The organism is Ktedonobacter sp. SOSP1-85, assembly GCF_016587415.1.
In the GTDB taxonomy this organism is placed as follows: domain Bacteria; phylum Chloroflexota; class Ktedonobacteria; order Ktedonobacterales; family Ktedonobacteraceae; genus Ktedonobacter.
On record NZ_BNJI01000001.1, the window covers coordinates 2,363,506 to 2,382,024 of the forward strand.

The window sequence follows — 18,519 nt, forward strand, 5'->3', positions numbered from 1 at the left end:
CGAACTCGCCTTCGGGTAATGGATGTCTGGCAGCGGGCTGGCTTCACCAGCCCGCTGCCAGACATCCATTACCCCTGAGCGCCACAGGCGCGAAGAGGGGGGATGTGGTCAGAACTGATTTTCTGTCGTACAATGAACAGGTAGGAATATCGAGGTTCATGGGATGTAACAGGCTGCTATGATCACACAAAAACCATTTAGCGATCTCGTTCTTGAGGCAACAGCATATCTTACCCGCGTCGATCCTGTCCTGGCTCAAACTATTCAATGGGTTGGCCCCTGCACGCTCCAGCCTGATCCCAACGTTTTTGAGGCCCTGATCGATGCGATTATCTCCCAGCAGATCTCCGTTGCAGCCGCCAATACCTTCATGGCGCGCCTGCGTGCGCTGGTACCTGGCGGACGTATCGAACGCGAAACCTTGATCACCCTCACCTATGAGGACCTGCGCCACGTGGGACTCTCGCATATCAAGATACGCTACATCCACAACTTGCTTGAGCATATCACCAATGGAAGCCTTGACCTCGACACCCTGGTGACACTGGACGATGAAGAGATTATCCGCCAGTTGTGCGCGGTCAAAGGGATTGGCAGGTGGACAGCCGAGATGGTGCTTATTTTCACCCTAGGAAGGCCTGACGTACTGCCGACTGACGACCTGGGCTTTGTCGAGGCGGTACGCCGCGTCTACGCGTTACCTGAACGCCCAAAACCACGTGATATGAGCGCGCGCGGTGAACTCTGGCGCCCCTACCGGACCTTCGCGACCTGGTATCTCTGGGCCTGGAAAGAGCGCCAGAACGGCAAATACCGACCGCGCACCCGTATCGTTTCGATTTGATAGATTGGTAGATAGTATAGAGATAGCGCATGGATACACCTGAGAACTATTACGCCACGCTCGGCGTACCACTCAACGCCGACAATGAGACCATCAAACATGCATACCGTCAGCTTGCTCGCCGCTATCATCCCGACCTGGCCGGGCCAGAGGCGGCGCTTCAGATGAAGCGCATTAACCGCGCCTATGCCGTCCTGAGTGATGAGGAGCAACGTCACAGCTATGATATCGTCATTGGGGGCGTCATTGATTTGCGTAATGGCGCGGCACATCCACGCTCGCGCCCCCGACGCTTTGAACACCCTATCGAACCAGAGTTTGATGGACTCAATATCTTTAGCACCAGGGGACCTTTTCATGCTGAGCTCTCGATTCGCAGCTCTATGGGCGTGGTCTCAGCTGTAAAGGGGAGACAAACCACGCACGGCTTACTCATCGCGGGTGGCTCCTTCGATGGCAAAGGAAGTATCTGGCAGGTCGTGCAGCAGGCGCTTCAGCCACAGATTATCCAGTTTGAGGCTGATCCAGCATTGACAATCGAGTCGCTGCGCGAACTCAGGTTTTCGGAGGCCGGATCACTGTTAGCGGGGTGGGGACGCCTCTCCCTGCATGTTTGGGATACCTTAAGTGGGCAACGCATCTGGAGTTCTTCCTTGCAACAGCGCGCCGTCTCAGCACCCTACTCTGTAGACACAACCCTACGGGTCGAACCGGATGGGAAACGCCTGGTGCATACAGCCCTTCCCCTACTTCCCAGCGATATCAAGGCCCCCCGCTCCTGGGGCGTTCGTGGTAGCGACATCGAGAGCCATCTTATGGGCGATGAGACCCCGCGTCCGCCAGTGGTCTGCCTGGAGGAGAACATCGAGCATCGCAGTTTCTGGGCCATCCGCCTGCGTGCTCTCTCCTATGACGCACGCCACCTGCTCACTCTCTCCTGCGCCCAGGTCACAGGTAATCCCCAGCAAGTCGTAATAGCACGCCGCTGGGACCTTACTACACAGACACGCTTCAAAGGTATGCGGCCCCAGATTCTCAACTCGTTGGAACTCGGGCAATGCGAAGAATGCACACCACCCTATGCCGCCAGCCTGGATGCTCGTCTCGTTGCCTTTACCTATCAAGGGAAGCAATTACGAATCTGTGATACTGTGAGTGGGACCTATAGCGAGCTAGGGACAGGGGCCATGGGCAGTAGCGCCCGCGTGGCCTTCTCTCCCGATTGCCAGTTTGTCGCCGTCGCGCGCGAGGACAGCGAAATCAATGAGGGTGTCGTTGATATCTGGTCCATCGTGACGGGACAACTCATACAAAAGTTGTATCATCCCTGGCAAATCAGCGCCCTCGATTATACCGAACGCTACTTGCTGGTGGCATTAACTGATGGTACTCTTCATGTATGGAGCTGTGCGGATACCCCTGCGTTTTAACCAGGGAGGAAGCACCGCCTTTCCAAGTATGAAAGCGTTCTTGCAATCTATCGCGAACAAAAATAGGATAATGTGCCGCAGGGGCTTTTTGCACATGGGCGTAGTAGCATAATATGCCCTATCTTATCAATTATGTGATTAAGATAGGGCATATTTACTTCGTGTGGTGGTAGTAAATGCCCCGAAATCTCGACCATTTTTGCCCTGAAACATGCACACTTGCCCCGAATCATGAACAGAGGCAGGAACATGTTTGGGCAAGCCGCTCCCGAGGGGGTCTTCCCTCGACACCTTGTAAATTCGTCTTCCCCAATGCCTGGTTAGCACGAACTGGGGTATAACAAGGCTTCATGCCCAATCGGGGCATACAAGGCGATGGCACGATTTGAGCACATCAGGATTTTGCCTGCAACAAACCTTGCCACGCCTTGTATGTAGTGACACTCCGCCGGGGCTAAAGCCGCCACGGCTTCTTCTGCCTCTCCTCTGTAGGCGAGAAGCTGAGAAATGGAGCGTGGCTCCGACTCGTTGCCCTCGTAATGGAGGAGGAAAAGCTGAGAGGACGCATCCATTCATGCGTGGTCTCTCTTGCGCGGTGCCATGCGCGTTGCCGCCCTCGCGCCTTTCGGGAAGGGAAGAACGGCCCACAACTCCCGTTTTCGGCTTCTTGGAGAGAAGCAACACCCGTCTCTTTCGAGACTCAATCCTGGGGAACATACCCAACCAGGCTGGAGGCTTTTCCTACGCTATTCTTCTCAAGACGCGACACTTCCTAAAGTCGTGGAGTGGCTACCCGTGCCTTCGCGCGTCGAAAATAGCTGATACATTGGGAAACGCGGTAACGTTTTTACCCACAACCCTTCGTTGCGGAACCCATACGTTATTCAATTCTCAAGGTACTACTCATCTCTTCTTGCTGCGGAGGAAAAAACCGGAAATACAGGGGCTAAAGCCTAAACACACCTTACCACGGGGGATGAATCCCCGTGGCTTGCGGCGGGCTAAAGCCCTTCATTGTCAAATGCCACGAGGTGGTTACGCGGCCCAGACGACGATCTGGTTGCTGCTAGCCGAAGACTCGCTAGTGGCTATAGAGCGGCCATCGGGTGACCAGGAGGCTGAGAAGATCATCTGGTTCTGGCTGGTATAGAGCCCAACCTGCGCTCCTGTGTCCGCGTCGAGAATGGTCACTTTGCTGGTTTTTGTCTGGGAGAATGGATTAGCGAAAGGCGAGGTGTACGCCGCCAGTTCCTTCCCATCAGGCGACCAGGCGAAGGCCGAAAGCCCTTTATAGGTCTTGAGTAGCTTTTGTGCGTTTACATCCCAGAGCTCCACCGAGGTAAACGTACTTCGCGCCAGGTTATGGGTACCAGGCTGCCACGCAATGGTCATGGCTTGGGCATTGCCCAGCACAAAAACAACTTGTTGCGTAGCAACGCTCCAAACCACAATTTTTGAGTCATTCGAGTAGGACACGGCCAGGTACTTCCCATCGCTGGAAAAGGCCAGCGCAAGCCCGATGGGCGCCGCCTGCGCGCTGAAAGTGGTTTTTACCGCGCCGGTCAGCGGATCTAGCAACACTACTTTCCCCGAGGTGATATTGGATACATCGACCGCCAGAGACGCGCCATCCGGGCTCCAGGCCACGGAATAAAAGCCAAACCCGCCACCAAGCGGGGCGGCACTGGAAAGTAGGGACTGACGCGCGCCAGAGACATTGAAGGCCGTCGGCGCCTGGTACTTGATGGTTTTGACAACCGCACCGGTCTGGCTGTCGACAATCACAATGGTCTGCAGATTGTCCAGCGCCAGGTACTTCCCCGTCGGTGACCACAACACTTCACCGAGATCCGCCACATCTAGAGGAATCGTCATGAGATTCTTTCCGCTTGCGGCGTCCCAAATGTACAGCAGCGTCTTGGCGGTTTTCGGATCTATAGCCGGCGCGGCCATGCGCATGCCATCTGGCGACCACGCGGCTGAGCCGAAATTGGTCCCCGCCGGGGATTTTCGCGTAGAGAGTATCGTGCCAGCGGGCACTGGCGTAGGCGTGGGCGCGCTGATCGCGGTCGCCTTTGCTCCGCCAATACCCTGGCTGCCCTGCTGGCCGTGATTGAGGGTCAGCACCACAGCCAGCGTGCTCACCAGCAGTCCTGCCACCAGGACAGCAGCCAGCACACCAAGGCCGCGGGACAACCTTCTGCCCGTGGACTCCTCGGCTGAACGGGGAGATTGCATCTTACGAGTCCTTTCTTGAGAAAAACGTAGCATAGGAGCGGAATCCATCGGGCTCCGCGCCTGATTGACATCATATTTAGCGAACTGGTGAGCCGCGATGCGCCGCCTGGCGCGCGCGAGGAAGGCCCGGTTTTGCTCGTAATCAGCCTGGTAAAAGGCTTGGAGCTCCTTGACCAGACGCGCCGATGCCTCCTGCCCATCCTCGTTCGCCGGGAAATCTCTGACGCGGCGTGTTTCCGCTTGAGCAGGCGCTCCGCCCGGTTCCAGGCGCGCTGGTTCGCCTGGCTGGCGCGAGGAAAACTGCTCAACCTGCTCATCCACGCTCTCGGGTGTGAAAAAATCGCGATTTTGTGTCATAAATGCGCCTCTTCCTGCTCCTTTTCGTAGAGCGTGCGCAAGAAATTGAGCGCGCGAGCCATGAGCGAACGCACGCTCCCCTCGCGTTTGCCCATCAACGTCGCAATCTCCGAACTGCGCAGGCCATGGGCAAAACGTAGCTGGATAGCCCTCCGCTGGCCAGGAGAAAGCCGATCCAGGTAGGTCTGTAAAAGCGCGGACGCCTCTCGCTGCAGCATAATCAGCTCGGGAGAGCGTTCCTTATCGTCGATATAGTCAGCCACCAGGCTCAGATCCAGCCCGCGCCTGACCTGTGAGCGGCGATAAGCGTCCACCGCCTTGTTCCGTGTTACCCGCCAGAGCCAGGATACCTGCTCTTTTTCGCTCATCCGGACAAACCTCTCCGTCTCAAGCGCGGCCACGAAGACTTCCACTAGCACATCCTCCGCGGCCTCGTGCGAGCCGGTCTGTTGACTCAAATAAGCAAAAAGCGCCGGACCATGTTGCTCATAGAGATGGCCCACCGGCGAGCCATCCGCAGCGACTTTATGTGAGAGTTCCATGCTTTTCCTCTCAGTGTTTTTGAGATCTCACCTTTCCATCGCACGAAGATAGAAAAACGTTGCATCCCTCCCCATCCGTCTTTTTCTTCTGCCAAAAAGAGGAGGCCTCCAAGAAACGGTTGTACTTGCTTGTCTCCCTTTCCATTGACGTCCCTGAGCCAAGAGCCGAACACCTTCAAGAGGTAGTCGGTGTGGATGTGGGCATTCGTTACCTGGCCGTTACTTGCACCTCCACAGGCAAAGCGAGCCTTTATCCAGGCAAACGAGTTCGACACCAAGCCAACCATTACGCACGCTTACGCAAGCGCTTGCAGCAAAAAGGCACTCGTGGCGCGAAACGTCGCCTCAGACGTATCGAGCAACGAGAGAGACGGTTGAAATTGCAAGCCAATCGCGTCTACTCGCAGTGGTCCTTTGCCCAGTTGCATGCGCTCATCAGCTACAAGGCTGCGCTTGTCGGGTCGCTCGCCATCAAAGTGAATGCCGACTACACCTTAAAGGCGTGTCCGATGTGTGGGCATATGTCCGAGAAGAACCGCCCGCACAAAGGGTTGCTGTTTGTGTGCCAGCAGTGTCATTACTGCCTGCACGCCGATCTGGTTGGCGCGAGGAATATCACCATGAGAACGCTCCTGGTCCGGCACGACTGGATCAGGACGGGATGCTTGTCAATCATCCCTGATGCCTCGGGCCGTGAAGCCAAAGCAGCGCGCCTGCGAAGGTACGCTGAGGTGCGGTGGAGTCCAGAGGTAACAACAACCCTCCGGTCTGAGACCGGAGGTCATTGACGTATGGAATCAATAGCCCTTTTAGTCAAAACGTTGCTATCCTTTGCATCATCCGTTTTTATAAGAAGGTCATTCTAAATATATTTACCCGTCATTAAGAGGAGAAGCGAGGCATTATCTTATGCGTCTTTCGGTGATTGTACCAGTTTATAACGAAGAGAAAACTGTATTGACCATGCTCACCAAACTGTCTGAAGTAGATCTCGACATGGAGGTTGTGGTGGTAGACGACTCGTCAACCGACCGCACCTGGGAGATCCTTCAAGAGATGCGCCAACAAGCCCCATTCAATACCTACCATTATGTGCGCCATGAGCATAATCAGGGGAAAGGCGTCGGTCTACGCACGGGCTTTGCCCTGGTTACCGGTGATATGGTCACCATCCAGGACGCAGACATGGAATATGATCCTCAGGATCTGCCAGCACTCGTCCGTAAATGGGAAGAGGGAAAGGCCCAGGGCTTAAACCACATCGCGGTCTATGGTTATCGCAACCTCGCGGAACAGAAGTTTACCACGCGCTGGGGAAATCGCTTCCTGACCACAATGACCAACATCCTTTTTGGCAGTCGCATTCACGATATGGAGACCTGCTACAAAATGCTTCCATGCGAGGTTGCCAAAGCACTGCCGATGGAAGGTCGTCGCTTCGAAATCGAGCCCGAAATTACCTCCTGCCTCCTCCAGGCTGGCTACACCATCCTTGAGGTACCGATCAGTTACTACCCGCGCCAGGACAAAAAACTTGCCCCCTGGAAAGATGGTTGGCCAGCTCTGGCCATGCTGCTGCGCCGCCGCTTTGGCAAGCCCTTCCAGGTTCCCGTTGTGGCTGCGCGTGAAGAGACAGTAGCCGCAAAATAAAAATGAAGGCTAAAAAGAAGAGGCCTGTGGCGCATGTCCACAGGCCTCTTTGCTCTTATCCAGGCAGCAAACTCACATATATAGTTTCTCCGATGTCCTCACAAAAGGTTGACAAACGCGACGCTCTCGGCCAATAATCCAACACAGATACTATTTTCGGGGCAAAAACTGCCCAAAGGAGCAGACACTATGATTCGTGCAGGCATCTTAGTGGTCAAAGAAACAGGACAAAAAACCACCATTCAGGGTGAAGAGCATCGTTATGTACGCTGCGTACTGGCAGATGATACCAATCCAGAGCGCCGCTTTGAATGCCGCGTGCTCGATGTCGATGATGTGGGCGTCAATATAGGCGAGCCAATTCAACTCCAGGTCCAAAAAGTTGTTACCGACAGGCGAAGTGGCGTCGTACGCTTCGATTGCACGCTTCTTCCGCCAGGCGACTAAACCAAGGAAAAAACTCTATGAAATGTACGCATTGCGCAGCCGATCAGGCGGAGGCGAGGGGTGGAAATGGGAGGTGTAGCGTCTGCGGCGCGAATGCCGAAGTCATATCCACCTCCCCTCGATCCACACAGACCTATTCCTATCTCCCCATGGGCACCCCTGCGTGGCCTACAACCATTCCCGCCAGCTTGACACTGGTGAATGCACCCGCGACACGCGTGGTACCACTCACACCAGGCAGAAAAAGGCATGTCCGTGCAGAGAGAGCGCTGCCCAGCGTTCTCCTCCTGGGACTGCTGCTACTGCTCCCACCACTTGTGGGAGCGGGCATCACCTATGGCCTTCTACGCCTGGGAGGAGAGCATGCTCGGCCCATGCCGCTCCACACGACACGTGCGCTCGACATAGTCGCCTCAGATACACATACGACCACGCCAGTGCCTCAGCTAACAGCCGACCAGAGCACACCACACCCTACTACAACAGCCTATATGCTAGAGAGTGATCCAGACCTCAACCTCTCCTTTCAATATCCCACGGGCTGGACGGCCAACGCGCCCGATAAAAGCGATGTCCGAACCACAGTCACGCTCTCGTCACAAGATCAGGGCGTTCAGTTTGCCGTCGTGCACTACAGTGAGAAAACCACTAGAACGCTTCGCGGTCCCGATGACTTAAATCAAGAGGTCCTGAGCGCCCTGAGCAGCAACCAGAGCGTGGCTCAGGTCCAACCTACCCAGACGCTCACGGCTCAACCGCAGATCGCCAACCAGGTCTGGCAACAGAAAGAAGGACTGGTCACACTTACCAGCGGTAACGTCGTTCATGTGAACTCACTTACCGTGCGCTATAAGCAGACCTACTACAATATCCAGATGTACACGCCCCAGGATATCTATCAAGAAGCATTGACGAAATACCTTCAGCACATGCTCGACTCAATGCATTTCCTCTCATGAGACACAGCACAAAGCAAAGCGCGGCAGCCCAGTACTGGGCTGCCGCGCTTCTGTCTGTCGCTACACGAACGACTAGTACTCGGGCATAGCGGGAGCGGCCGCTTTTTCCTTCTCAGGAATATCGGTGACCAGGGCCTCGGTGGTCAGGATCATCGCCGCGATGCTGGTCGCGTTCTGTAGGGCAGAGCGCGTCACCTTAGCAGGATCGATGATACCGGCCTCGACCATATCGACGTAGGTATCGCTCAGAACGTTGTAGCCAATATGGTTGCTGTTCTGCTCCTTTTGAGCACGGCGCACACCCTCGACCACGACGGAGCCGTCTTTACCGCCGTTGACGGCCAGCTGACGCAGGGGCTCTTCGAGCGCACGGCGCAGGATGGAGGCGCCGGTCGCGGCATCACCCTCAAGGTTGAGGTTGTTCAGAGCCTCGACAGCGTTCACCAGGGCCACACCGCCGCCAGGGACGATACCCTCTTCCACACCGGCGCGGGTCGCGGAGAGCGCGTCCTCCACGCGGGTCTGGCGATACTTCAGCTCGACCTCGGTGCCAGCGCCGACCTTAATGACGGCAACGCCACCAGAGAGCTTGGCCAGGCGCTCCTGGAGCTTCTCGCGGTCATAGTCGCTGGTGGTCTCTGCAATCTGGGCCTTGATCTGTTGGATGCGGCCCTGAATCTCGGAGACATCACCATGGCCTTCAATGATAGTGGTGGCATCCTTACTGGAGGTCACCAGGCGGGCTGTACCCAGGTCAGAGAGATCTGCGCTATCCAGGCGACGACCCATCTCCTCGCTGATTACCTGTCCACCGGTCAGGGTGGCGATATCGCGAAGCATCTCTTTACGGCGATCACCAAAGCCAGGGGCTTTGACAGCTAGAATATTGAGGATACCGCGCAATTTATTGACGACCAGGGTAGGCAGAGCCTCACCATCGACATCTTCCGCGATAATGACGATCTCGCGGCGCCCCTGCTGGACAATCTTCTCGATCACGGGGAGAATATCCTGGACCGCGCTGATCTTCTTGTCGGTAATCAGGATATAGGGGTTCTCAAGGGAGGTCTCCATCTTCTCGGTGTTGGTCACAAAGTAGGGAGAGATGTAGCCTTTGTCGAACTGCATACCTTCGACATACTCGGTCTCGAAGTTGATACCGCGAGACTCCTCGACCGTGATAACGCCGTCTTTACCGACCTTGTCCATCACGTCGGCGATCAGCTCACCAATCTGCTCATCGGCAGCCGAGATCGAAGCGATCTGAGCGATCTCCTTCTTGCCCTCAACGGGAATCGCCAGCTGACGCAGGTAGGCGACAATGGCCTCGGTCCCCTTATCGATACCGTATTTGAGCTGCATAGGATTGGCACCCGCGGCCAGGTTCTTCAGGCCCTCGGTCACGATAGCCTGAGCCAGAACGGTGGCGGTGGTGGTGCCATCACCCGCGATATCATTGGTCCTGGTCGCGGCCTCTTTGAGCAGCTGCGCGCCCATATTCTCCCAGGGATCTTCCAGCTCGATCTCCTTAGCAACGGTCACGCCATCATGCGTGACGGAAGGAGCACCAAATTTCTTGTCCAGGGCAACGTTACGGCCCTTAGGGCCAAGGGTCGTCTTAACAGCGCTGGCCAGGGTATCAATACCGCGCTTCAAGGCACGACGCGCCTCATCATTAAATACTACTTGTTTTGCCATATGTCTAATCCTGTATCCTTTTCTATCTCGCAACTGGGTAAGATTGGGTGCTTAAAGCACCAACATTTCTCCCAATCGGGGGCTTGTCGTTAACCAACGATGGCGAGAATGTCGCTCTCTTTAAGAACGAGGTACTCTTCACCTTCCAGCTTGAACTCGGTGCCGCCATACTTGGCGAACAGAACACGATCACCCTCTTTGATATCGATGGTCGCGCGCTCACCATTATCAAGCAAGCGACCGCTACCGACAGCGATGACAGTCCCTTCCTGGGGCTTCTCTTTGGCCGTGTCAGGAATAACGATGCCGCTTCTGGTTACTTCCTCTTTTGCCGCTGGCTTTACAACCACGCGATCACCAACAGGTCGAATCTTAGCCACTTTACAACTCCTTATAACAAACAGAACGTTTATGCCTCTTGCACGGGTCCATCCTCATCAGAAATATCACCCTCGTTCTGATAATGGATGACACCGGCAATGTTCACCGAAGGATACTGTGAGTAGTCGCAGCTACATGGCCCGCCCGCCGCACACCCGGGACAACAATATGTCACGCCGTGCATGATAAATGGGGACCAGAGGATCTCAATATCACAATTGGCACAACGTCTTACCACCCGGTTATGAGGCGTTCTTCTGCTCATCTCTCCCTGTGGCTCTTCGCGCGCTGCTGACATGATCCTCTTCTTTCAGCATAACTACTCTTTACTAATTCTCTGCAAGCGAGTATGCCATACAAACTGTTAGAAGCACATAGGAGAAATATTAGAGGAATGTTAGAAATTCTTCGCGCTCAACCGCTTCTATCTGATCATAATCAGGTAAACACGTTCTATTTCCACCACTACTCCCTTAACTCTTCGTACTAGCACATACGAATAAGCCAGTTCTGGCAAGCGATACACTAGTGGAGGCGGGGTTTTGAATTGAGCAGCAATAAGCCCTGATTTCAACATTTTCCATTTAGATACAATTAGACAGGAGCGCACGATGATACTTTCTCTCTGCAAAAAGAACTTGTGCCTCATTGTTATAAGCCAGGTAATCGCGATACCCCTTCTGGCTGGTCTGCCTGCAACCGCGTTCGCCTCTTCGAGGTACACACCTGCCAGATTTCCACACTCCAAAAGTTACCAGGTGAATAATCAATACAGCAGTGGAAATGATGGTGGTATTAATAGTAACAACTATTATTATTGGGGCAGTAACCAGGGAAATGATGGCAACCGGGGCTACAACTCGGGCAACAACATGGATAATAGCAGCAACAGTGGAAACCAGGTGATCAATCAAGATAGCTTTATTGAGAACCAGGTCAATACGCAGAAGAATAATCAATACAGCAGCAACAATGATAATGGTTTTGATAGTAATAACGCATACTATTATGGCTACGACCAGGGAAACAGTGGTAACAGGGGCTATAACCTGGGCAACAACCAGGACAATTCTTCCAATAGCGGGAACCAGGTCAACAATCAAGGCAATTTTATCGACCCGAGCGTAAAACCCTGGGCTTTAGCCCTAGGGATAGAAGCGAGTCCTTTGAAGGCGGATAGGGTGGTTGGGGATATCCCTCTCTTGACACTATCCACCTTTTACACTATACTAGAACAAGTGTTTTGGTACAGACACAACTGAAAAGTGTTTGGGCGTTGCAAGGTAAATCGTTCCCTTGCGTAAAAGCACTTGCGTACAAGTGTCCCTGTGCCCTCTCGGTGAGGTCTTTTAAGAGCTTCAAAGCCGCCTTGCCATCCAAGAGAGCAAACACGTATTGGCTCGGACGGAGCCTTCAGGAAACTTCGGTTTGCTGAGAAGCCCCCGGATTTATCCGTGGGGAGTCGTCACTGGAAAGCAACTCAACGCTCCTGGTAGTCAGGTCAACAATCAGGGGAACACCATTGGTTATCAGGTCAATAACAACTCGTATTCCTTGCTACCCGACCTGCTCAACAACAAGGGTAACAATCAGCGCAATAGCGTTGGTGACCAGACCAACCATAATACCTACTCATTAGCGCCTGGCATTCCCTTACTAGAACTAACCACGCACACGAAAAAAAGATAGCCTGTGCGTCTCTCCCGTGTATATCTTCCTTCGATCCCGGCACCATCAGACCCCTTGAAGGCTCCTATAGCATCTATCCGCTTCTTAGCCAGGGGAAGCCTGGAAACAGAATATGGTACAATAACAGGACGTGAGGATGCTTACACACCACACGCGAATACCAGAAGCCATCTATGGGCGTGCCAACTCACTTGTGAAGAGGTCCTTGGTTACGCTCGTGTATTTGCTATATAAGCCAGGGGTAGAAACGTACAATGACGTATATCGCTACAAGTCAAGTAAGCAAAGAGACCTACCGGGTCACAACTGGCGACAATGGAGCCAGCCAGAGCATTCAACTCGAAGAGACGACCTTCCCCATCGACTGGCGCCAAGTCGCAACACTGGCCAGCGAGAGCCAGTCCTCAGGCGGATCTGGCGGTCATTTTAGCCTGATCATCGCCGGCCGCTCCTATGATATATTCGCCCGCCGCATTACCAGGGCCGATCAGAGAGATAGTGAGACCTACGAAATTCATATCGCGGGCCAGCGCTTTGAGATCAAGGTTGAAGATGAACGTACGCGCCTGCTCTCAAGCCTGGTCAAGGGAAGCGCGGCCAGCGGAATGGCCTCGGTCGCGGCTCCTATGCCGGGCCTGGTGGTTGGGGTCCCGATTGAGCCTGGCGCAACGGTTCAAGAGGGTGAAACGGTGGTGATTCTCGAAGCCATGAAAATGGAGAATGACCTGAATGCCCCCATCAGCGGCACCATTCAAGAGGTGCGTGTCAAGAAGGGCCAGGCGGTCGACCAGGGTGAAGTGCTGATCATTATCGCTGGGGAGCAGGAGAGCTAGAGAGCTAGCGCGTATAAAAGGTATTGACCAGCAGGACCTCTCCGGTGAGAGGCCCGCTGCTAATCAATACTGATGGTGGTCAAAGTGGTGGGTTAGGGTGATTGAGTAGGATATTTTCTCACCCAGCGCAGACGGCTTGTATCATGGACACAACAGAGCACATCATCCGCGGCATTCTCCCCCACAAGAGCACGCAGGCGCCGATGATAGCGCTCAATGTTTTGCATACGCGTATGAATAAAGACATGTCGTGCGGTCCCGCTTGCCAAGCCGTGCAAACCACTATGTACCGCATCATACTCTTGCTCGATCTGCTCTTTCAAGAGAGCTATCTCGCTACCCATCTGCTTTGCCCCTAACGTTTCTGACTGAACATCCTAAACTAGTATACACAGCTATTGGCGAAATGCGAAGACTAAAGACTATCAAATAGCTATCAGATAGCTATCAAATAACTACCAAAGATGGTGATGTCGAGGTGCGCGGGCGGATGCCCGCGCACCTCGACATCACCATTATCCCTTGACTCATCCTTTGTCGTCAGAGGCATCTGCTCGGCAATATGGTATAATGCCATTGGTATGCAATAAGGAGGACTGCTATGCAGCAGCATGTTAGTCGGAGTGCAGAGGAGTGGCGCGCTACCACTCTGCGCAAAGCACAGGAGAAAGCGGCGGAACGCAAAGACCGCTTTGAGACCAGTTCACACATACCAGTACAACCCCTCTATACCACAGAAGATGTACAAGCGCTCGACTTACACGAACGGATAGGTTTCCCCGGTGAGTTCCCCTATACACGCGGTGTCCAGCCCACCATGTACCGCTCACGCCTCTGGACCATGCGCCAGTACGCGGGCTTTGGAACCGCCGAGGAGTCAAATAAACGCTATCACTACCTGCTCTCACAGGGTACAACTGGCCTCTCGGTGGCCTTTGATCTCCCCACCCAGATTGGCTATGACGCGGACCACGCGCTCTCTGAGGGCGAGGTTGGCAAGGTAGGTGTCTCGATCTCCAGCCTGGAAGATATGGAGACCCTGCTCGCTGGTCTGCCCCTGGAACGCATCAGCACCTCCATGACGATTAACGCTACGGCCAGCATCCTACTCGCGCTCTATATCGCGGTGGCGAAGAAGCAGGGAGCCGATCTGCGCAAGATCTCGGGTACCATCCAGAACGATGTGCTCAAAGAGTATATCGCGCGCGGCACCTATATTTATCCGCCCCAGCACTCGATGCGGATCATTACGGATATCTTCCAGTACTGTGCCGAGAATATTCCGCGTTGGAATACGATTAGTATTAGTGGCTATCATATTCGTGAGGCTGGCTCGACGGCGGCGCAGGAGATCGCCTTTACCCTCTCTAATGCGATTAGCTATGTGCAGGCCGCTCTCGATGCCGGCCTCAACGTCGATAAGTTCGCGGGACAACTCTCTTTCTTCTTTAACTGCCATAACAATTTCTTTGAGGAGATCGCCAAGTTTCGCGCGGCACGTCAGATGTGGGCGCATATTATGCGTGAGCGCTTCCATGCCCAGGACCCACGCTCACTTATGCTTCGCTTCCATACGCAGACGGCTGGCTCGACGCTCACGGCTCAGCAGCCTGATAATAACGTGGTGCGCACGGCATACCAGGCCATGGCGGCCGTGCTGGGAGGCACCCAGTCCCTACATACCAATTCCAAGGACGAGGCCCTCTCACTGCCCACTGAGGACTCGGCGCGCCTGGCCCTGCGCACACAACAGATCCTGGGCTATGAGACCGGGGTCGCCGATGTCGTGGACCCACTGGCAGGCTCTTACTTTGTCGAGTCCCTGACGGCCCAGCTCGAAGAGCAGGCCTGGGCCTACATCCAGAAAATTGACGAATTGGGTGGAAGCGTACGCGCGATTGAGCTGGGCTATATGCAGTCCGAGATCGAGCAGGCCGCGTATACCTATCAGCTCGCACTTGAACAGGACGAGGCGATTGTGGTTGGCGTCAATCGCTTCACCCAGCAGCACGAGCCACCAGCTGAACTGCTACGCGTTGATCCGGCCATCGGGCGTGGGCAGGCAACCAAACTCGCAGCCCTGCGCCCGCGCCGGGATAACGAGCAGGTTCAACAGCGCCTGCAAGCGCTGGAAGCGGCGGCGCGTGGTAGCGAGAACTTGATGCCGCTGATCATCGAGGCGGTGGAGGCCTATGCGACGCTGGGCGAGATCAGCGATACGCTACGCCACATCTTTGGTGAGCAGCATGAATTTCGCAGTTTTGATGCTTAGACAAGAGGTTTTTCAAGGGAAAGCATGAACGTTCGTAACACGAATTTTGATGAGGGACAAGTACATACGATGCTGGGAGAGGGAGTCGAGTCGCTCTCTCCCCTGGCCCGGCATGAGAGCAGGGGCGATGATACACATCGCCCCTACGCTCCCATTGGCGTCTATGACTCGGGCGCTGGGGGCTTAACCATTCTTACCGAGCTGAGAAAGGTTCTCCCGCACGAAGACTTTATCTATTATGGGGACACCAAACACTGTCCCTATGGCGTACGGAGCGAAGCAGAGATCATCGAACTGGCAAAGCAGGCCAGTCGTTTTTTGCTGGAGCGAGGTGTCAAACTCATCGTTGTCGCCTGTAACACAGCCTCACAGGCCGCTCTTGAAGCGCTCCGCCTCTCGTTCCCTGACGTGCCCTTTGTTGGCGTGGTGCCCGCGGTCAAGCCCGCGGCCAGCCTGACCCGGAAGGGGCGTATCGGCGTGGCCGCAACCAATCAAGCAGCCAAATCCGCATACCTGCAACAGCTTATCGAGGATTTCGCCACTGGCGTCGAAGTCTATGCTCAGGGCTGCTCCGAACTGGTTACACTCGTTGAAAAGGGACAGCTACAGGGACCAGAGGTTGAGGCGGTCTTACGCCAGTCTCTGCATCCCCTGCTCCAGCACGACATTGATGTCCTGGTGTTGGGCTGCACCCATTTTCCCGCCCTGAGTGAAGCTATTCAGCAAGTCGTAGGACCGGACGTCCAAGTTATCGATAGCGGTGCTGCTATCGCTCGTCGCACTCGTTTTCTTCTTGAGCAGGCTGGCATCGCACATCCCATTGATCAGGCCTCACCTGAGCAGGGATCGCTCCAAGTCTGGTGTAGCGGAGGCGCACACCCCTTTACCACAACTGCCAGCCAGGTACTCGGGTATCCCGTTAGCGCGGAATCCTCAACGACCTCATTTTGAAAGGCAGGAGCATGTCAAATACTCTCAGCACCGGCGTTTCCCCCGCCGGGCTGCCACCTCGGACCTTGCGTCTGCGGATTGCACATTCTATTTCAGCCATTCTCTCACCACCAGTCGTATCCATCCCAACCATCCTCCTGGTAGCGCTCTACCGCACCAGTAACCAGCTACAGGCCATCGGCTATACCCTGCTCACGCTCTTCTTCGTGAGCGTGGGTCCTATGCTCTATATCCTGATCGGTGTCAAGCTCGGTAAATTTACGGATATGGATGTAAGCAAACGTTCACAGCGTGTCGGCCCCTTTATCATCTGTCTGCTCTCTGTTCTCGCGGTCTTCTCCCTCTTAGGACTTATTCACGGACCTCATACGCTGCAAACCGCCCTTCTCATGACGCTCTTTATTGGCTGCATCATGATGTTGGTCACGCTCTGGGGCCGCTGGAAGATCAGTATTCACGCCTCCTCACTAGCGGGGGCTGTGACCCTGCTGACCGCCCTCTATGGCCAGGTCGTCCTGCCAGCCTATGCCCTGGTGGCACTGGTCTGCTGGTCGCGCGTGGTCCTGCACCGCCACACGACGGGACAGGTCATCGCGGGCTCGCTCGTCACTATCGGGATCGCCGCCCTCACCCTGGCACTCTATGGTATCTAGCGTCGTCAAAAAGCACAAAAAATACCTGCTGGGAATGCTCCCAGCAGGTATTTTTTGTGCTTGCTATTTATTTCTCGGAACCACCAGCGGTCAGCTGAGCACGGGCGGGGACGCCATCGCGCAACTGCAAGCCAGCCACGGCAGCCGCACGACGCTGCGCGCGGATCGCGGGAGCCTGGGCGCGGCGGGTAGAAGCTACCGTCGCACGACGCACCAGCTGGATAAAGCCATAGATCGATATCCAGTTAATCACACCCAGCGTCACCAGGAAGGCCACGATGGGGAGGTGAAGCGCGTCGAAAATCAGGTAGACACCGCCGGTGACGATGATGTTGGCCAGGGTAACCGGCATCAAGATCAGCCAGCTAAATTGCATCAACTGGTCGGCGCGCAGGCGTGGCAGCGTGGCGCGAATCCAGATGAAGACGAAGCAGAGCAGGTAGACCTTGAGGACCAGGTAGACCAGGCCCAGCAGGTTACCGGCCAGGCCCCACCAGATATTGTTTAAGCCAACCAGGTAGGAGACACCAGGGCCAGCAAAGCCACCCAGGAACATATAGGCCGTTACTGCTGATACCACGGTCATATTGCCATACTCACCCAGGAAGAACATCGCCCAGCGCATGCCACTGTACTCGGTCATATGGCCAGCGACCAGCTCGGACTCGGCCTCAGGCAAGTCGAAGGGCGCGCGGTTGGTCTCAGCCAGGCCACAGGTGTAGTAGATGAGGATCATCAGAGGCTGTACCAGGATAAACCAGGCCCAGGGCGTGAAACCTTCGAAGAGGAAGTCCAGCACTGGATTGCCGGTCTTAGCCCAGATGTTCTGGAAGTTCTGAATTTCACGCAGGGAGACGGTACCAATACCCGACACACCAGGATAACCAGGATGACCCGCCAGCACGCTGGTAAGCATGATCACGCCCACGAGCGAGAGGAACAGGGGTAGCTCATACGAGATCATCTGGGCGGCGGCACGCAGGCCACCGATCAAGGCATACTTGTTATTCGAGCTCCAGCCAGCCATGACCACGCCCACAACATCGATTGAACTGATGGCGATGTAGAAAACGACACCAGTCGCCAGGGCTGTCCCTGGGACCCCGATATAGGGCGAGAAGGGCAGCACAGCGAAGGTTGCAATGGCCGGCGCCAGGAAGACGGCGGGTGCCAGCCAGAAGAGGAGCAGGTCGCTATCAGCGGTGTGGACATCCTCTTTCAGCAGGAGCTTGAGCACGTCAGCGACGCTCTGCAGAAGGCCCCAGGGACCGGTATGATAGGGGCCAAGACGGTCCTGCACCCAGGCAATAACCTTGCGCTCTAGCAAAACCAGGATGGTCGCGCTCGTAAGCACGAAACCAAATATTGAGAGGAAGGCGACCACAAACTGCAAGGTATCCCATGAGAGAATGCCATTGACCAGTTGTGTCCACAATCCATCTTCAGCAAGAACTGTAAACATCGTAGATGACTCCAGCGCGAACGAACACGCTTCTGCTTACCGGCGGGTACCGGGCGCAGAAGCAGCCATTTCGCCTTGTTTACTAACCATTGAAGGTAGGTAGCCGGAGCATT

At 55.1% G+C, this 18,519-nt stretch carries 19 protein-coding genes and 1 pseudogene; 12 read left to right on the forward strand and 8 right to left on the reverse strand.

The window, feature by feature from the left end; translation table 11 throughout:
- Positions 1 to 178 precede the first annotated feature (178 nt).
- Together KTE_RS09865 and KTE_RS09870 are read left to right on the forward strand one after the other, a co-directional pair.
- Entirely contained in the window at positions 179 to 844 is a 666-nt protein-coding gene (locus KTE_RS09865; protein WP_201380608.1) for a DNA-3-methyladenine glycosylase, read from the forward strand.
- Positions 845 to 873: 29 nt separating this feature from the next.
- A complete protein-coding gene (locus KTE_RS09870) occupies positions 874 to 2,274 on the forward strand; it encodes a DnaJ domain-containing protein (protein WP_201380610.1) in 1,401 nt (466 codons plus the stop codon).
- 1,035 nt (positions 2,275 to 3,309) lie between these two features.
- Here KTE_RS09870 and KTE_RS09875 read toward each other — a convergent pair.
- Positions 3,310 to 4,869: a WD40 repeat domain-containing protein gene (locus KTE_RS09875; RefSeq protein ID WP_201380612.1), complete on the reverse strand. Its 1,560-nt coding sequence runs from the start codon at positions 4,867 to 4,869 to the stop codon at positions 3,310 to 3,312.
- Positions 4,866 to 5,411: an RNA polymerase sigma factor gene (locus KTE_RS09880; protein WP_201380614.1), complete on the reverse strand. Its 546-nt coding sequence runs from the start codon at positions 5,409 to 5,411 to the stop codon at positions 4,866 to 4,868. The genes KTE_RS09875 and KTE_RS09880 overlap by 4 nt, the downstream gene beginning before the upstream one ends.
- A 110-nt stretch (positions 5,412 to 5,521) precedes the next feature.
- Here KTE_RS09880 and KTE_RS09885 point away from each other — a divergent pair.
- The 4 genes and pseudogenes from KTE_RS09885 to KTE_RS09900 all read left to right on the forward strand — a co-directional run.
- Positions 5,522 to 6,199, forward strand: a pseudogene (locus KTE_RS09885) (RNA-guided endonuclease InsQ/TnpB family protein); the annotation flags it as partial.
- 121 nt (positions 6,200 to 6,320) lie between these two features.
- Positions 6,321 to 7,061: a glycosyltransferase family 2 protein gene (locus KTE_RS09890; RefSeq protein WP_201380616.1), complete on the forward strand. Its 741-nt coding sequence runs from the start codon at positions 6,321 to 6,323 to the stop codon at positions 7,059 to 7,061.
- A 189-nt stretch (positions 7,062 to 7,250) separates the two neighbouring features.
- Positions 7,251 to 7,508 carry a hypothetical protein gene (locus KTE_RS09895; RefSeq protein WP_201380618.1) on the forward strand — a complete coding sequence of 86 codons (258 nt, stop codon included), beginning with the start codon at positions 7,251 to 7,253 and terminating at the stop codon, positions 7,506 to 7,508.
- Positions 7,509 to 7,525: 17 nt separating this feature from the next.
- The gene (locus tag KTE_RS09900) at positions 7,526 to 8,467 is read left to right on the forward strand and encodes a hypothetical protein (RefSeq protein ID WP_201380619.1); all 942 of its coding nucleotides are present in this window, start codon (positions 7,526 to 7,528) and stop codon (positions 8,465 to 8,467) included.
- Between the two features lie 72 nt (positions 8,468 to 8,539).
- On the opposite strand, the gene groL is transcribed toward KTE_RS09900, so the two are convergent.
- From groL to KTE_RS09915, 3 genes are all read right to left on the reverse strand, one after another.
- On the reverse strand, positions 8,540 to 10,165 hold the full coding sequence (groL, locus tag KTE_RS09905; protein ID WP_201380620.1) for a chaperonin GroEL: 1,626 nt from the start codon (positions 10,163 to 10,165) through the stop codon (positions 8,540 to 8,542).
- An 89-nt stretch (positions 10,166 to 10,254) separates the two neighbouring features.
- Complete coding sequence (gene groES, locus KTE_RS09910) at positions 10,255 to 10,545, reverse strand: co-chaperone GroES (protein WP_201370871.1); 291 nt, start codon at positions 10,543 to 10,545, stop codon at positions 10,255 to 10,257.
- Positions 10,546 to 10,574: 29 nt separating this feature from the next.
- Positions 10,575 to 10,844: a hypothetical protein gene (locus KTE_RS09915; protein ID WP_201380621.1), complete on the reverse strand. Its 270-nt coding sequence runs from the start codon at positions 10,842 to 10,844 to the stop codon at positions 10,575 to 10,577.
- A gap of 313 nt (positions 10,845 to 11,157) precedes the next feature.
- Between KTE_RS09915 and KTE_RS09920 the strand changes: the two genes are divergently transcribed.
- From KTE_RS09920 to KTE_RS09930, 3 genes are all read left to right on the forward strand, one after another.
- Positions 11,158 to 11,808, forward strand: coding sequence for a hypothetical protein (locus KTE_RS09920; protein ID WP_201380622.1), 651 nt, complete (start codon positions 11,158 to 11,160; stop codon positions 11,806 to 11,808).
- Positions 11,809 to 11,974: 166 nt separating this feature from the next.
- A complete protein-coding gene (locus KTE_RS09925; RefSeq protein ID WP_236600346.1) occupies positions 11,975 to 12,235 on the forward strand; it encodes a hypothetical protein in 261 nt (86 codons plus the stop codon).
- Between the two features lie 254 nt (positions 12,236 to 12,489).
- The gene (locus tag KTE_RS09930; protein ID WP_201380623.1) at positions 12,490 to 13,068 is read left to right on the forward strand and encodes a biotin/lipoyl-containing protein; all 579 of its coding nucleotides are present in this window, start codon (positions 12,490 to 12,492) and stop codon (positions 13,066 to 13,068) included.
- Positions 13,069 to 13,160: 92 nt separating this feature from the next.
- On the opposite strand, the gene KTE_RS09935 is transcribed toward KTE_RS09930, so the two are convergent.
- Together KTE_RS09935 and KTE_RS09940 are read right to left on the reverse strand one after the other, a co-directional pair.
- Positions 13,161 to 13,412: a hypothetical protein gene (locus KTE_RS09935; RefSeq protein ID WP_201380625.1), complete on the reverse strand. Its 252-nt coding sequence runs from the start codon at positions 13,410 to 13,412 to the stop codon at positions 13,161 to 13,163.
- 92 nt (positions 13,413 to 13,504) lie between these two features.
- Positions 13,505 to 13,645 carry a hypothetical protein gene (locus KTE_RS09940; protein ID WP_201380627.1) on the reverse strand — a complete coding sequence of 47 codons (141 nt, stop codon included), beginning with the start codon at positions 13,643 to 13,645 and terminating at the stop codon, positions 13,505 to 13,507.
- A gap of 24 nt (positions 13,646 to 13,669) precedes the next feature.
- Here KTE_RS09940 and KTE_RS09945 point away from each other — a divergent pair, with 24 nt between their 5' ends.
- Genes KTE_RS09945 through KTE_RS09955 form a run of 3 tightly spaced genes read left to right on the forward strand, consistent with a single transcriptional unit; the run spans position 13,670 to position 16,944 of the window.
- Positions 13,670 to 15,340, forward strand: a complete 1,671-nt coding sequence (locus KTE_RS09945) for a methylmalonyl-CoA mutase (protein ID WP_201380629.1) — start codon at positions 13,670 to 13,672, stop codon at positions 15,338 to 15,340.
- Between the two features lie 24 nt (positions 15,341 to 15,364).
- On the forward strand, positions 15,365 to 16,291 hold the full coding sequence (gene murI, locus KTE_RS09950) for a glutamate racemase (RefSeq protein ID WP_201380631.1): 927 nt from the start codon (positions 15,365 to 15,367) through the stop codon (positions 16,289 to 16,291).
- A gap of 11 nt (positions 16,292 to 16,302) precedes the next feature.
- Complete coding sequence (locus KTE_RS09955; protein WP_007907703.1) at positions 16,303 to 16,944, forward strand: hypothetical protein; 642 nt, start codon at positions 16,303 to 16,305, stop codon at positions 16,942 to 16,944.
- A 67-nt stretch (positions 16,945 to 17,011) separates the two neighbouring features.
- Here the strand turns inward: KTE_RS09955 and KTE_RS09960 are convergent, their stop codons facing one another.
- The gene (locus KTE_RS09960) at positions 17,012 to 18,406 is read right to left on the reverse strand and encodes a complex I subunit 1 family protein (RefSeq protein WP_201380633.1); all 1,395 of its coding nucleotides are present in this window, start codon (positions 18,404 to 18,406) and stop codon (positions 17,012 to 17,014) included.
- Between the last annotated feature and the right edge of the window lie 113 nt (positions 18,407 to 18,519).

Bases quoted from the DNA above. Each gene is read 5' to 3' on its own strand.
- KTE_RS09920 (WP_201380622.1), top strand. From the start codon at position 11,158: ATGATACTTTCTCTCTGCAAAAAGAACTTGTGCCTCATTGTTATAAGC.
- murI (WP_201380631.1), top strand. From the start codon at position 15,365: ATGAACGTTCGTAACACGAATTTTGATGAGGGACAAGTACATACGATG.
- KTE_RS09875 (WP_201380612.1), bottom strand. From the start codon at position 4,869: ATGACACAAAATCGCGATTTTTTCACACCCGAGAGCGTGGATGAGCAG.
- KTE_RS09945 (WP_201380629.1), top strand. From the start codon at position 13,670: ATGCAGCAGCATGTTAGTCGGAGTGCAGAGGAGTGGCGCGCTACCACT.
- KTE_RS09955 (WP_007907703.1), top strand. From the start codon at position 16,303: ATGTCAAATACTCTCAGCACCGGCGTTTCCCCCGCCGGGCTGCCACCT.
- KTE_RS09880 (WP_201380614.1), bottom strand. From the start codon at position 5,411: ATGGAACTCTCACATAAAGTCGCTGCGGATGGCTCGCCGGTGGGCCAT.
- KTE_RS09960 (WP_201380633.1), bottom strand. From the start codon at position 18,406: ATGTTTACAGTTCTTGCTGAAGATGGATTGTGGACACAACTGGTCAAT.
- KTE_RS09865 (WP_201380608.1), top strand. From the start codon at position 179: ATGATCACACAAAAACCATTTAGCGATCTCGTTCTTGAGGCAACAGCA.
- KTE_RS09900 (WP_201380619.1), top strand. From the start codon at position 7,526: ATGAAATGTACGCATTGCGCAGCCGATCAGGCGGAGGCGAGGGGTGGA.
- KTE_RS09940 (WP_201380627.1), bottom strand. From the start codon at position 13,645: ATGGCATTATACCATATTGCCGAGCAGATGCCTCTGACGACAAAGGAT.
- KTE_RS09870 (WP_201380610.1), top strand. From the start codon at position 874: ATGGATACACCTGAGAACTATTACGCCACGCTCGGCGTACCACTCAAC.
- KTE_RS09935 (WP_201380625.1), bottom strand. From the start codon at position 13,412: ATGGGTAGCGAGATAGCTCTCTTGAAAGAGCAGATCGAGCAAGAGTAT.
- KTE_RS09895 (WP_201380618.1), top strand. From the start codon at position 7,251: ATGATTCGTGCAGGCATCTTAGTGGTCAAAGAAACAGGACAAAAAACC.
- KTE_RS09915 (WP_201380621.1), bottom strand. From the start codon at position 10,844: ATGTCAGCAGCGCGCGAAGAGCCACAGGGAGAGATGAGCAGAAGAACG.
- KTE_RS09890 (WP_201380616.1), top strand. From the start codon at position 6,321: ATGCGTCTTTCGGTGATTGTACCAGTTTATAACGAAGAGAAAACTGTA.
- groL (WP_201380620.1), bottom strand. From the start codon at position 10,165: ATGGCAAAACAAGTAGTATTTAATGATGAGGCGCGTCGTGCCTTGAAG.
- KTE_RS09930 (WP_201380623.1), top strand. From the start codon at position 12,490: ATGACGTATATCGCTACAAGTCAAGTAAGCAAAGAGACCTACCGGGTC.